The following is a 13,375-nucleotide window of genomic DNA, read 5'->3' as shown; positions in this document are numbered from 1 at the left end:
CCCCCCCCCCCCCCCCCCCACCCCTGGTGCGTGAGGGCACCGGCGAGGGAGCCCCCGGGCACCTCGTCGGCCAGCTCCAGCGCCGACCCTCCGCCGGCGCCCGACCCGAGGAGGGACCCGTGGGCCGCTACGTCGCGCGCCGACTGCTCCTGACGATCCCCGTGCTCATCGGGGCCTCGTTCCTGATCTTCGCGATGGTGTACGCCCTGCCGGGCGACCCGATCCGCGCGCTCGCCGGCGACCGGCCCCTGCCCGCCTCCGTCCAGGCCGCGCTCCGCGCCGAGTACAACCTCGACGACCCCCTGCTCGTGCAGTACGGCAAGTACGTCCTCGGCCTCGTCCAGGGCGACTTCGGCACCGACTTCAGCGGACGACCCGTCCTCCAGACGATCAGCGAGCGGCTCCCCGTGACCGCGACCCTCACGGGCGTGGCCATCGTCTTCGAGATCATCATCGGCATCGCCGCCGGAGTCCTGGCGGGCCTGCGCCGCGGGTCCTTCTTCGACAACCTCGTCCTCGTGACGACGACGCTGCTCGTCTCCATCCCCGTCCTCGTCCTGGGTTTCGTCAGCCAGTACGTGCTCGGGGTCCGGCTCGGCGTCGTCCCCGTCGCGGGCATCAACGAGGGCCTCTACAGCTACCTGCTGCCGGGCTTCATCCTCGCGGCCATCTCCCTCGCCTACGTGGCGCGCCTCACGCGCACGAGCCTGGCCGACAGCCTGCGCGCCGACTACGTCCGGACGGCGCGCGCCAAGGGCCTCGACCGGCGCACGGTGGTCGTGCGGCACACGCTGCGCAACAGCCTCATCCCCGTGGTCACCTTCATCGGCGCTGACATCGGCACCCTGCTCGGCGGTGCCATCATCACCGAGTCGGTCTTCAACATCCCCGGCCTCGGCCGGGCGGTCTTCGAGTCGATCCAGCGCCAGGAGGGCTCCGTGGTCGTCGGGGTCATCACGCTGCTCGTCTTCTTCTTCATCTTCTTCAACCTGGTCGTCGACGTCCTCTACGCCGTCCTCGACCCGAGGATCCGCTATGAGTGAGCCGAGCACGAGCCAGCGGCGCCGCCCCGACGAGGGCGGCGAGCCCCACGACCGCGAGGAGGACCGGGAGGTCGGCACGACCGCCCTGGCCACGCCCGACGTGGACGGCGTCGACGAGAAGCAGGCGTCCCTCTGGGGGGACGCCTGGGCCGAGCTGCGCCGCAAGCCCTTCTTCTGGATCGGCGGCGTCCTGGCCGTCTTCTTCCTCGTCATGGCGCTCTTCCCCGCGCTCTTCGCCCGCGGCGCCGACCCGCGCGCCTGCAGCCTGGCGAACTCGGCGCAGCCGCCGTCGGGCGCGCACTGGTTCGGCTTCGACCAGCTGGGCTGCGACTACCTGGCGCAGGTCGTCTACGGGGCCCGCAACAGCCTGCAGATCGGCTTCACCGGGGTCATCGGCCTGCTCGTGGTCGGCGTCGTCGTCGGCGCCCTCGCCGGCTACTTCGGCGGCTGGGTCGACTCCCTGCTCGCGCGCATCACGGACGTCTTCTACGCGCTCCCGCTCATCCTCGGCGCCCTCATCCTGCTGCGGGTCGGGCCCGAGGCGCGGATCTTCGGCCAGCCGGTCCCGATCATCTCCGAGCGCGGCCCGGGCGCCATCGCCCTCGCGCTCGTCTTCTTCGGCTGGATGACGGCGATGCGGCTCGTGCGCTCGCAGGTCATCGCCATCAAGAGCTCGGACTACGTGGCCGCCGCTCGCGCCCTCGGCGCGGGCCCGATGCGGATCCTCGTCCGGCACATCCTCCCGAACGCCGTCGCACCGGTCATCGTCTACGCGACCATCACCGTCGGCGCCCTCATCGCCGCCGAGGCGGCCCTCACCTACCTGGGGGTCGGGCTGCAGCGGCCGAACTACTCGTGGGGCCTGCAGATCAGCGACGGCCAGAACCTGCTGCGCACGGCTCCCCACCTCGTCCTGATCCCGAGCGTCGTGCTGTCCTTGACGGTCATGGCGTTCGTCATGATGGGCGACGCCCTGCGCGACGCCCTCGACCCGAGGCAGCGCTCATGACCAGCCCCGTCCACGGCAGCGGCGGATCTCACGCCGCCGGCACGCGCACCGACGACGCGACGGCGACGTCGTCCCCCCGCACGGGCGCGCCCGTGCTCGAGGTCGACGACCTGCACGTGGAGTTCCGGTCCCGCGGGCCCGTCGTCAACGCCGTCAACGGCGTGAGCTACTCGATCGCTCCCGGCGAGACCATGGCCATCCTGGGCGAGTCCGGCTGCGGCAAGTCCGTGTCCGCGCAGGCGATCATGGGCATCCTCGACGTCCCGCCGGCGCACATCACCGGGGCGATCCGCTTCGAGGGGCGCGACATGCTCCAGATGGGCGCCGAGGAGCAGCGCAAGATCCGCGGCCCGGGCGTCTCGATGATCTTCCAGGACGCGCTCTCGGCCCTGAACCCCGTCTACAGCGTCGGGGACCAGATTGGCGAGATGTTCCGCGCCCACCGGGGCGCCTCCAAGAAGGAGGCGAAGGACAGGGCCGTCGAGCTCATGGACCGGGTGCGCATCCCCGCGGCCCGCCAGCGCGTCGACGACTACCCGCACCAGTTCTCCGGCGGCATGCGCCAGCGCGTGATGATCGCCATGGCGCTGGCGCTCGACCCCAAGGTCCTCATCGCCGACGAGCCGACGACGGCGCTCGACGTCACGGTGCAGGCGCAGGTCATGGACCTGCTCAAGGACCTGCAGCGCGACACCGGGATGGGGCTCATCCTCATCACCCACGACCTCGGCGTCGTCAACGAGGTCGCCGACCGGGTCGCCGTCATGTACGCGGGCAAGGTGGTGGAGACCGGCACCATCGACGACGTCTTCACGAGCCCGGCGCACCCCTACACGCGGGGCCTCATGTCCTCGATCCCCGTTCTCGACGGCAAGGGGCAGCGCCTCAACCCCATCGTGGGCGCGCCGCCGAGCCTGGCCCGCATCCCCGCGGGCTGCTCCTTCCACCCGCGGTGCCCGATGGGTCGCCGCGGGGACGGCGGTCGGCCGGACTGCACGAGCGACGTCCCGCCGCTGCGCGAGGTCGCCGCGGGACGCCGTGCGGCGTGCCACTACAGCGAGGAGCTCCTCCATGGCTGACACCCAGACGCGTCCCGAGCGCCGGACGAGCGAGGCGCGCCGGCGGTGGGAGGGGAGCGGCGAGCCGCTCCTGCAGATCCGCGGCCTGGCGAAGCACTTCCCGCTGCAGCAGGGCATCGTCTTCAAGAAGACGGTCGGCCACGTGCGGGCGGTGGACGGCGTCGACCTCACCGTCGACCGCGCGGAGACCGTCGGGCTCGTGGGGGAGTCCGGCTGCGGCAAGAGCACCGTCTCGAAGCTGCTCGTGGCGCTCGAGCGGCCGACGGCCGGGGAGATCGTCTACAAGGGCGAGGACGTGTCCCAGATGCGCGGCAGCGCGCTGAAGGACTACCGCCGCGAGGTGCAGATGATCTTCCAGGACCCGTACTCGTCGCTGAACCCGCGCATGACGGCGGGCGACATCGTCGCCGAGGGCTGGGCGGTCCACCCCGACGTGGCGCCCCGCAAGGGCCGCGACAAGCGCATCCGCGACCTGCTCGACCGCGTGGGCCTCAACGCCGACTACGCCAACCGCTACCCGCATCAGTTCTCGGGCGGGCAGCGCCAGCGCATCGGCATCGCCCGCGCGCTGGCCATGAGCCCCGAGCTCATCGTCTGCGACGAGCCGGTCTCCGCGCTCGACGTGTCGGTGCAGGCGCAGGTGATGAACCTGCTCGAGGACCTGCAGAAGGACCTCGGGCTGTCCTACCTCTTCATCGCCCACGACCTGTCGGTGGTCCGGCACATCTCGCACCGGGTCAGCGTCATGTACCTCGGGCGCATCGTGGAGACGGGCACGGACGCGGACGTCTACGGCCACCCGTCGCACCCCTACACGCAGGCGTTGCTGTCCTCGGTGCCCGTGCACGAGCCGGCGCTGCGCGGCAAGGGCGACCGGATCCTGCTCAGCGGCGACGTCCCCAGCCCCGCCAACCCGCCGTCGGGCTGCCGCTTCCGCACCCGCTGCTGGAAGGCGCAGGACGTGTGCGCCGAGGAGGACCCCCAGCTGCGCGACCGCGGGCAGGGCCACCCCTCGGCCTGCCACTTCGCCGAGGACCACCAGGTCGTGCCGACGACGGACGACCTGCCGGGCTGACCCCGGCGCGAGCACGACGACGGCCGGTCCCGGTGACGGGGCCGGCCGTCGGCGCGTCCGGGCACGGCGCGCGCCGGTGCACCGGTGGCGAGGTGGTCACGGTCCGGCGTCGTTCTGACCCGGAGGCCCTTCCGGGTTGGCCAGACCGTCACCTGCGGTGTTATCCAGTACGACGGACATGCGCCGTGCACCGCCGCCCGGCGCTCGCAGACCGAGCGGCGGAGCACCAGCCGCGGAGGAGGAGCACGCGCATGAGCAGCACGACCACGAGACCGCCTGCGGGCGGTGACCCGGCGGCCGACGCGCCGACGCCGGAGGACGCGGGCGCGGGCCGCGCGGGGATCGCCCCCTGGGTGTTCTTCCCCGCGCTCGGCATCATCCTGACGTTCGTCATCCTCACCCTGGTCTTCCAGGAGCAGGCGACGGCCGTGTTCGACGCCGTCCAGGGCGGCATCGTCGGCGGCATCGGCTGGTACTACGTCCTCCTCATCGCGGCCTTCATCGGGTTCTCGATCTGGGTGGGCGCAGGGCGCTTCGGCTCCATCAAGCTGGGCAAGGACGACGACGAGCCGGAGTTCCGGCTGCCCGTGTGGTTCGCCATGCTCTTCGCCACCGGCATGGGCATCGGCCTCGTCTTCTGGGGCGTCGCCGAGCCGCTCAACCACTTCGCGAGCCCCCGCCCGAGCGTCTCGGGCTCGCCCGAGAGCCTCGCGCAGCAGGCCATCACCCAGTCCTACATCCACTGGGGCATCCACGCCTGGGCCATCTACGTCGTCGCCGGGCTCGGCATCGCGTACTCGGTGCACCGCAAGGGGCGCCCGGTGTCCATCCGCTGGGCGCTCGAGCCGCTGCTGGGCGACCGGGTCAAGGGCGGCCTCGGCCACACCATCGACGTCATCGCCGTCATCGGCACGGTGATCGGCGTCGCGACGTCGCTCGGGCTCGGGGTGTCGCAGATCGGGGCGGGCTTCGAGTTCCTCGGCTGGTTCACCGACACGACGACGCTGCAGGTCACCCTCGTCTGCATCATCACGGCGATCGCGACCGTCTCCGTCGTCACCGGCCTCGCCAAGGGCATCAAGATCCTGTCGAACGCCAACATGGTGCTCGCGGGCGTCGTCCTCGTCGCCGTGCTGCTCGCGGGCCCGACCCTGTTCCTCCTGCGCGACTTCGTGCAGTCGCTGGGCCTGTACCTCCAGAACGTGCTGCAGCTGACCTTCGACGTCTCGGCCTACCAGGGCCAGGCCGGGCAGGCCTGGCAGGCGGCGTGGACGACGTACTACTGGGGCTGGTGGATGTCGTGGGCGCCGTTCGTCGGCGTCTTCATCGCCCGCATCTCCAAGGGCCGCACGGTCCGCGAGTTCGTCGCCGGCGTCCTGCTCGTGCCGACGGTCGTCACCTTCCTGTGGTTCTCCGTCCTCGGCGGCAGCGCGCTGTACGCGGAGGTGTTCGGGGGCGGCGGCTACGTGGGCGCCGACGGCTCGGTCGAGACCACGACCACGCTGTTCACCCTGCTGTCCGGCATCCCCGGCGGCGTGATCTGGGCCGTGGCCGGGATCATCCTCATCACGCTGTTCTTCGTGACGTCGTCGGACTCCGGCTCGCTCGTCGTCGACATGCTGACGAGCGGGGGCGACCCGAACCCGCCGGTGTGGAGCCGCGTCATGTGGGCGCTGCTCGAGGGCGCCGTGGCCATCGCCCTGCTCTCCGCGGGTGCGGGCACCCTGACCGCGCTGCAGACGGCGGCCATCATCACCGCGCTGCCGTTCAGCTTCGTCCTCATCGGGATCATGCTGGCGCTCGCCAAGGCCTTCAAGGGCGAGATCGAGGAGCGCCGCCGGCTCATGCGCGCGGTGGAGCGCCGCGAGCTCGCGCAGGAGGCCTCCGAGCGCGTCTTCGGCCAGCTCGAGGAGTACCCGCTCGACGCGCACACGGCGAACGGCAACGGGGCGCACGCCGCGAACGGGCGTCGCGACGGCGGCGTCAAGGTGCTGCGCCGTCGTCGCCGCGAGGCGACGAAGTAGGCGGCACCTCGCCCGCACCGGACCCCCGCGACGCACGCGTCGCGGGGGTCCGGTGCGTCCGGGCGCGCCCGGTGCCGGGTCCGCGGGACGGGGCTCTCGTGACGGGGGCGCCGTCGTGAGCGGGACCCGGCTCGTGGTCGCCGCGGCGCTCGTCGACGACCTCGTGCGCCCCGGCAGCGTCCTGGCCGCCCGCCGCAGCGCCCCCGCGTCGCTCGCCGGGGGGTGGGAGCTTCCCGGGGGCAAGGTCGAGCCGGGGGAGGACCCGGCCGCGGCGCTGCACCGCGAGCTGGCCGAGGAGCTCGGAGTCCGCGTCGCGCTGGGGCGGCGCCTCGTCTCCGACGAGCCCGACGGCGACTGGCCCCTGTCCTCCGCGCTGCGGATGCGCGTGTGGCTCGCGCGCGTGGTGGAGGGGGAGCCCGCGCCGCTCGAGGACCACGACGAGCTGCGGGTGCTGCCCGGGGGCCGGTGGGGCGACGTCGCCTGGCTGCCCGGCGACGTCGCCCCGCTGGAGGTCCTCGCCCGGTCCTCGGGGTGGGCGGGCGGGTGAGCCCGGGGTGGGCGGGTGGATGAGCCCTGGGTGGGCCGCCGCTGGGGCGGCGGGCCTCAGCCGGTCTGGCCGGAGGCGTCCGGCACGTCGCCGTCCGGGCGGGGCGGCTCGCCCTCGCGCTGGGGGAGCTGCGCCATGCCGGCCTGCTGGATCGGCGAGGGGCCGAGCTCGTCGAGGAGCTGCTGCATGCGGTGGTAGGCGCGGTCGCGGTAGGCGATGAGCTCGTCGAGCTGCTCGGGCCCGAGGTCGTAGAAGCCGCCGCCGTTCTTGGTGCCGTGCCGCCCGGCGTCGACGACGTCGGTGAGGAGCCTCGGCGCGGACAGGCGGTCCCCGAAGCCCTCCTGCAGCGTCCCGAAGCCGCGCACGTAGGTGTCGAGACCGGCCATGTCGGCGATGGCGAAGGGGCCGAAGAAGGGCAGCCGGAAGCCGAAGGTCGTGCTGACGACCGTGTCGACGTCCTGCGGGGTCGCGACGCCCTCCTCGACGACGGCCATGGCCTCCTTCAGCAGGACGAACTGGAGGCGGTTGAGGACGAAGCCGGGGACGTCGGCGACCTGGGCGCTGCGGCGGCCCATGCGGGCGAGGAGCTCCTCGACGGCCTCGACGACGGCCGGGTCCGTGTGCTCGCCGCTGACCAGCTCGACGCCGGGGATGAAGGGCGCCGGGTTGGAGAAGTGCACGGTGAGGAAGCGGCTCTTGTCGCCGATCGCCGCGGACAGCACCTTCACGGGGATGGTCGAGGTGTTCGTGCCGATGATGGCGTCGGCGCGGGCGGCCGCGTCGACCTGCCGCAGGACGTCGAGCTTGAGGTCGGGGATCTCCGGGACGGCCTCCTCGACCCAGTCGACGTCCGCCACCGCGTCCTCGAGGGACTCGCGCGGGTGGAGGTTCGCCTCGACGGCGTCGGCCGCGCCGGCGGGGTAGAGCCCGTTCTGCTCGAAGACGCGCGCCTCGCGCAGCAGCCGCTCGTGGTTGGTGCGGGTCGTCTCGGCGTCGGCGTCCGCGAGCTGCACGGGCACGCCGGCGATCGCGAGCGACTGCGCGATGCCGCCGCCCATGTACCCGGTGCCCACGACGGCGGCGCTCTCGATGCGGCGGACTGCCACGGTGCTTCTCCTCGCGTCGGCGGCCCGGCGACGTCGCCGCGCCTCGTCCCCCCAGTCTGTCGCCCACCGGTCCCGGGCGGGCGCGGGCGTCGCGCTCGACCGGTCGGCCGGGGCCGGGGCCGGGGGCCGGTCAGCGGCGGCGCGGCTCGTAGCGCTCGAGCCGGTGCGTGCGCCGCACGAGCGCGCGCAGGTCCTCGAGCGCTCCCGCGACGGCGCCGGTCGCCCGCGCCTGCACGAGGACGTTGCCCAGCGCCGTCGCCTCGACGGGCCCGGCGAGCACGGGGCGGCCGCACGCGTCCGCGGTGAGGCGGCAGAGCAGCGCGTTGCGGGCCCCGCCCCCGACGACGTGGACGACGTCGACGTCGCGGCCGGAGAGCCGGACGGCGTCCTCCACGGCGCGGGCGAAGGCCCGCGCGAGGCTGTCGAGGACGCACCGGACGACGGCGGCCCGCTCGACGGGCACGGGCTCGCCGGCGGCCTCGCACGCCCGCTGCACCCGCCCGACCATCGGGCCCGGCGGCAGGAACACGGGGTCGTCGACGTCGACGACGGGGCCTCCGGCCGGCAGCTCCCCGGCGGCGGCGAGCAGGCGGCCCAGGTCGACCTCCCCGCCGGTGCTCCCGCCCGCGCCCCGGACGTCCCCCTCGAGGCGCCACTCCTCGAGGCAGCCCTGCAGGACCCACAGGCCCATGACGTTGTGGAGGTAGCGGACCCGCCCGTCGACGCCGCGCTCGTTGGTGAAGCCCGCGGCCAGGCTCTCCGGCACCAGCACCGGCTCCTCCAGCTCGACGCCGACGAGCCCCCAGGTGCCGCAGGCGACGTACGCGAAGCGCTCGTGCTCGGCCGGGACGGCCACGACGGCGGAGGCCGTGTCGTGGCTGCCGACCGCGACGAGCTCGGTGCCCGCCAGCCGCGCGGGCTCCTCGACGGAGGGGAGCAGCGGGCCGAGCGCCGTGCCGGCGTCCACGACCTCGGGCAGCAGGGTGGGGGAGACGCCCGCCAGGCGCACGAGGTCGGGCGCCCAGCGCCCGGTGCGCACGTCCGCGAGGCCCGTCGTCGACGCGTTGGTCGACTCCGCGACGCGGCGCCCGGAGAGCCAGAAGCCGAGCAGGTCGGGCAGGAGCAGCAGCTGGTCGGCGCGCTCGAGCAGCGGCCCGCGCGCCTCGACGACGAGCTGGTAGATCGTCGTGAAGGGCAGGTGCTGCAGCCCGTTGCGCGCGTACAGCTCCTCCGCCGGCAGCCGCCGGTGCACCTCCTCGGCGACGCCGTCGGTGCGGGCGTCGCGGTAGGAGCGCGGGTTGGCGAGCAGGCCGCCGCCGGCGTCGAGCAGCGCGTAGTCGACGGCCCACGTGTCGACGCCGACGCTGCGCACGCCCTCCGGCCCGGCGGCCCGTCCGGCCCGCGCCAGGCCCGCCAGCGCGTCCTGCCACAGGCCGAGGACGTCCCAGTGCAGGCGCGGCTCGCGGCCGTCGGCGCCGGCGGCGACCTCGACGGCCCCGTTGCGGAAGCGCGCGACCTCCTCGAGGTCCAGCAGGTCGGGGCCGACGCTCCCGAGCATGACGCGCCCGCTGGAGGCCCCGAGGTCGACGGCGGCGTGCCGGCTCACCGGGCGCCACCCGCGCGGCCCCGGCGCGTCGCGGGGGCCGTCATCGCAGGAAGGCCGCGGCGACGCCCGAGTCGACGGGCACGTGCAGGCCGGTGGTCCGCGACAGCTCGCCGCCGGTGAGGACGAAGACGGCGTCCGCCACGTGCTCGGGCAGCACCTCGCGCTTGAGCAGCGTGCGCTGCGCGTAGAAGGCGCCGAGGTCCTCCTCCGGGATGCCGTAGGTCTTCGCGCGCTGCGCGCCCCAGCCGCCGGCGAAGATGCCGGAGCCGCGCACGACGCCGTCGGGGTTCACGCCGTTGACCTTGACGCCGTGCTCGCCGAGCTCGGCGGCGAGCAGGCGCACCTGGTGGGCCTGGTCGGCCTTCACGGCGGAGTAGGCGATGTTGTTGGGCCCGGCGAAGACGCTGTTCTTGCTCGAGATGTAGACGACGTCGCCGCCCATGCCCTGGGGGACGAGCACCCGCGCCGCTGCCTGCGACACGAGGAAGCTGCCCTTGGCCATGACGTCGTGCTGGAGGTCCCAGTCCTTCTCGGTCGTCTCCAGCAGCGGCTTGGAGATCGACAGGCCGGCGTTGTTGACGACGAGGTCGAGCCCGCCGAAGGCGAGCACGGCGTCGCGCACGGCGGCGGCCACGGCCTCCGGGTCGGACACGTCGACGGCGACGCCGACGGCGACGTCGGCGCCCTTCGCCCCGGCGATGCCCGCGGCGGCCTCCTGCGCCTTCGCGAGGTCGAGGTCGGCGACGACGACGCAGGCGCCCTCGGCCGCGAGGCGCGTGGCGACGGCCTTGCCGATGCCGGAGGCCGCGCCGGTGACGAGCGCGACGCGGGTCGCGAGCGGCTTCGGGCGCGGGCGGCGGGCGAGCTTGGCCTCCTCCAGCGCCCAGTACTCGATGCGGAACTTCTCCACCTCGTCGATGGGCGCGTAGGTGCTCACGGCCTCGGCGCCGCGCATGACGCCGATGGCGTTGCGGTAGAACTCGCCGGCCACCCGCGCGGTCTGCGCGTCCGCGCCGTAGGTGAACATCCCCACGCCGGGGACGAGGACGACGGCGGGGTCGGCGCCGCGCATCGCCGGGCTGGCCGCGTCGGCGTGGCGCTCGTAGTAGGCCGTGTAGTCGGCGCGGTAGGCCTCGTGCAGGGCGGGCAGGCGCTCGAGGACCTCCTCGAGCGGCGCGGTGGCCGGCAGGTCGACGACCATGGGGCGGACCTTCGTCCGCAGGAAGTGGTCGGGGCAGGAGGTGCCGAGCGCGGCGAGCCGGGGGTGCTCGGAGCGGGCGAGGAAGTCGAGGACGGCGGGGGAGTCGTCGTAGTGGCCCACCTGGGGCGCGTCCGTGGACGCGAGCCCGCGCAGCACGGGCGCGAGCGCGGCGGCGCGCTCGCGGCGCTCGGCCTCGGGGAGCGGGCCGTGGCCCTCGAGCTCCTCGCCGAAGGGGTGGGCGCCGGACGCCGCCTCCCGCTCGGCGAGGAAGCGCTCGGCGGTGCGGACGATCTCGAGCGACCGCTCCCGGCACTCCTCGCTCGTCCGGCCCCAGGCCGTGATGCCGTGCCCGCCCAGCACGCAGCCGATCGCGCGGGGGTTGGCCCGCGCCACCTCGGCGATGTCGAGCCCGAGCTGGAAGCCGGGGCGGCGCCACGGCACCCACGCCACGCGGTCGCCGAAGACCTCGCGGACGAGCGCCTCGCCGTCGGCGGCGGTGGCCAGGGCGATGCCGGAGTCGGGGTGCAGGTGGTCGACGTGCGCGGCCTCGACGAGGCCGTGCATGGCCGTGTCGATGGAGGGCGCCGCGCCGCCGCGCCCGTGCAGGCAGTAGTCGAAGGCGGCGACCATCTCGTCCTCGCGGTCGACGCCGGGGTAGACGTCGACCAGGGCCCGGAGCCGGTCCAGGCGCAGGACGGCGAGGCCCTCGGGCGTCAGGGTGCCGAGGTCGCCGCCGGAGCCCTTGACCCACAGCAGCTCGACCTCGCGGCCGGTCGCGGGGTCGACGTCGACGCCCTTCGCGGAGGTGTTGCCGCCGGCGTAGTTGGTCGTCGTCGGGTCGGCCCCGAGGGCGTTGGAGCGGGCGACGAGGTCGTCGACGGGGGTGCTCACGCGGGTCTCCTGGTCGGCGTCGGATCCGGGGTCGGGGGAGGGGATGGTCGGGCCGTCGCTGCTGCCGCCGGGCGCGCCGGGCATCAGGCGCCCCACCCGGCCTGGGTGCCGCCGACCCGCTCGGCGCGGACGCGCTCGAGGTACCCCGAGGCGGCGAAGGCGCGGTACGGGTCGGCGGGCAGGCCGCGGCTCTCGCGGACCTCGGCGAGCAGCGGGCGCACGTCGGTGCTGTAGGCGTCCATGAGCAGGCCGTTGGCCGCGAGCACGTCACCGGACCGCTGCGCCTCGCCGATCGCCTCGCGGTCGACGAGCAGCGCCTTCGCCGTCGCCTCCTGGACGTTCATCACCGAGCGGATCTGGCCCGGGACCTTCTCCTCGATGTTGTGGCACTGGTCGAGCATGAAGTTGACGCCCGAGTCCGGCCGCAGGGCGTCGCCCCGCACGATCTCGTTCATGATCCGGAACAGCTGGAAGGGGTCGGCCGCGCCGGCCATGAGGTCGTCGTCGCCGTAGAAGCGCGAGTTGAAGTCGAAGGCGCCGAGCCGGCCCGCGCGCAGCAGCTGCGCCACGATGAACTCGATGTTGGTGCCCGGCGCGTGGTGGCCGGTGTCGAGCACGACCATCGCCTGCTCGCCCAGCGCCAGGCAGTGCAGGAGCGACGTGCCCCAGTCCGGGATGTCCATCGCGTAGAAGTAGGGCTCGAAGAACTTGTACTCGAGGACGATCCGCATGTCCGCGTCGAGCGCGGCGTAGATCTCGGCCAGCGACTCGGCGAGCCGGTCCTGGCGGTCGCGCAGGTCGTCCTGCCCGGGGTAGTTGGTGCCGTCGGGCAGCCAGATCTTGAGGTCCTTCGACCCCGTGGCGCGCATGACGTCGAGGCACTGCAGGTGGTGCTGCACGGCCTTGCGCCGGACGGCCGGGTCGGCGTTGGTCAGCGACCCGAGCTTGTAGTCGTCGTCCTGGAAGACGTTGGAGTTGATCGTCCCGAGCGTCACGCCCTCGTCGGCGGCGTGCGCGGCCAGCTTCCCGAAGTCGTCGACGAGGTCCCACGGGATGTGCAGCGAGACCCGCGGGGCCGCGCCGGTGTGCCGGTGCACCTGCGCGGCGTCGCTGATCTTCTCGAAGGGGTCGCGGGGGACGCCCGCGGTCGGGAAGACCTTGAAGCGGGTGCCCGCGTTGCCGAAGGCCCAGCTCGGCAGCTCGATCGTCTGCTGCGCGAGGGCGTCGGCGGCGCTCTGCCGCCGCTGCTCGGGGGTGGTCATCGGAGGCCTCCGGTCGGGTCGGTCGGGCTCGTGCCCGTCGTGCTGGCGTCGGTCGTGCCGGGGTCGCTGGTGGGGGCGTCGCTCGCGGGGGCTGGGCCGGAGCGCTGCGCGTCGAGGTCGAAGACGCACGTCAGGCGCACGGAGCCGGTGTCCGGGCGGCCGCCCGGCAGGTCGGCGAAGAAGGGCGCCATGTCGGCCTGCCAGCGGGCGTTGACCCCGGTGGCGTCCATGGCCGCCTGGGCGGCGTCGAGGTCGTCGGCCTCGACGGTGCCGACGAGGAGCCCGTCCTCGCGCAGGAAGAGCCGGTAGTCGCGCCAGCCCGACGCCGCGAGGGCCTCGAGCATCTCCGGCCAGACCGCGGCGTGCCGGCGGGTGTACTCCTCGAGGCGGTCGGGGCGCACCTGGAGGGTGAAGCAGTAGTGAGGCACCGTCGCTCCTCGGCTCGTGAAACGTTCCAGACCCTAGGGGCGGCGATCGCGGCGGTCAACGCCGCGACCACCGCTCGCGTCGAGCGACCCGGCCCACCGGTGGG

At 74.0% G+C, this 13,375-nt stretch carries 10 protein-coding genes and 1 pseudogene; 6 read left to right on the top strand and 5 right to left on the bottom strand.

The features are described 5' to 3' along the window. The first annotated feature begins 119 nt into the window (after positions 1-119). From WDV85_RS02270 to WDV85_RS02245, 6 genes are all read left to right on the top strand, one after another. Positions 120-1,043: an ABC transporter permease gene (locus tag WDV85_RS02270; RefSeq protein ID WP_339569065.1), complete on the top strand. Its 924-nt coding sequence runs from the start codon at positions 120-122 to the stop codon at positions 1,041-1,043. 85 nt (positions 1,044-1,128) lie between these two features. Beyond that, entirely contained in the window at positions 1,129-2,052 is a 924-nt protein-coding gene (locus tag WDV85_RS02265) for an ABC transporter permease (RefSeq protein ID WP_445263171.1), read from the top strand. Further along, positions 2,049-3,131 carry an ABC transporter ATP-binding protein gene (locus WDV85_RS02260; RefSeq protein ID WP_339569063.1) on the top strand — a complete coding sequence of 361 codons (1,083 nt, stop codon included), beginning with the start codon at positions 2,049-2,051 and terminating at the stop codon, positions 3,129-3,131. Before WDV85_RS02265 ends, WDV85_RS02260 begins: the two co-directional genes overlap by 4 nt. Continuing rightward, positions 3,124-4,206, top strand: coding sequence for an ABC transporter ATP-binding protein (locus WDV85_RS02255; RefSeq protein WP_298806166.1), 1,083 nt, complete (start codon positions 3,124-3,126; stop codon positions 4,204-4,206). Before WDV85_RS02260 ends, WDV85_RS02255 begins: the two co-directional genes overlap by 8 nt. Before the next feature lie 251 nt (positions 4,207-4,457). Further along, on the top strand, positions 4,458-6,230 hold the full coding sequence (locus tag WDV85_RS02250) for a BCCT family transporter (RefSeq protein WP_339569062.1): 1,773 nt from the start codon (positions 4,458-4,460) through the stop codon (positions 6,228-6,230). Positions 6,231-6,345: 115 nt separating this feature from the next. After that, the gene (locus tag WDV85_RS02245) at positions 6,346-6,777 is read left to right on the top strand and encodes a (deoxy)nucleoside triphosphate pyrophosphohydrolase (protein WP_339569061.1); all 432 of its coding nucleotides are present in this window, start codon (positions 6,346-6,348) and stop codon (positions 6,775-6,777) included. Positions 6,778-6,833: 56 nt separating this feature from the next. Here WDV85_RS02245 and WDV85_RS02240 read toward each other — a convergent pair whose 3' ends face one another. The 5 genes and pseudogenes from WDV85_RS02240 to WDV85_RS02220 form a co-directional block, all read right to left on the bottom strand. Further along, positions 6,834-7,883 carry a 3-hydroxyacyl-CoA dehydrogenase family protein gene (locus WDV85_RS02240; protein ID WP_339569060.1) on the bottom strand — a complete coding sequence of 350 codons (1,050 nt, stop codon included), beginning with the start codon at positions 7,881-7,883 and terminating at the stop codon, positions 6,834-6,836. 130 nt (positions 7,884-8,013) lie between these two features. Next, a complete protein-coding gene (locus WDV85_RS02235) occupies positions 8,014-9,441 on the bottom strand; it encodes a rhamnulokinase (protein WP_445263170.1) in 1,428 nt (475 codons plus the stop codon). Positions 9,442-9,529: 88 nt separating this feature from the next. Then, a complete protein-coding gene (locus tag WDV85_RS02230; RefSeq protein WP_445263144.1) occupies positions 9,530-11,665 on the bottom strand; it encodes a bifunctional aldolase/short-chain dehydrogenase in 2,136 nt (711 codons plus the stop codon). Further along, on the bottom strand, positions 11,665-12,843 hold the full coding sequence (gene rhaI, locus WDV85_RS02225) for an L-rhamnose isomerase (RefSeq protein WP_339569057.1): 1,179 nt from the start codon (positions 12,841-12,843) through the stop codon (positions 11,665-11,667). Before rhaI ends, WDV85_RS02230 begins: the two co-directional genes overlap by 1 nt. Positions 12,844-12,950: 107 nt before the next feature. Next, positions 12,951-13,271: pseudogene (locus WDV85_RS02220) on the bottom strand (L-rhamnose mutarotase); the annotation flags it as partial. Between the last annotated feature and the right edge of the window lie 104 nt (positions 13,272-13,375).

The organism is Pseudokineococcus sp. 5B2Z-1, from assembly GCF_037482305.1.
GTDB lineage: Bacteria > Actinomycetota > Actinomycetes > Actinomycetales > Quadrisphaeraceae > Pseudokineococcus.
The sequence above is the reverse complement of the archived record's forward strand: the minus strand, read 5'-3'. Positions and strand labels throughout refer to the sequence as shown.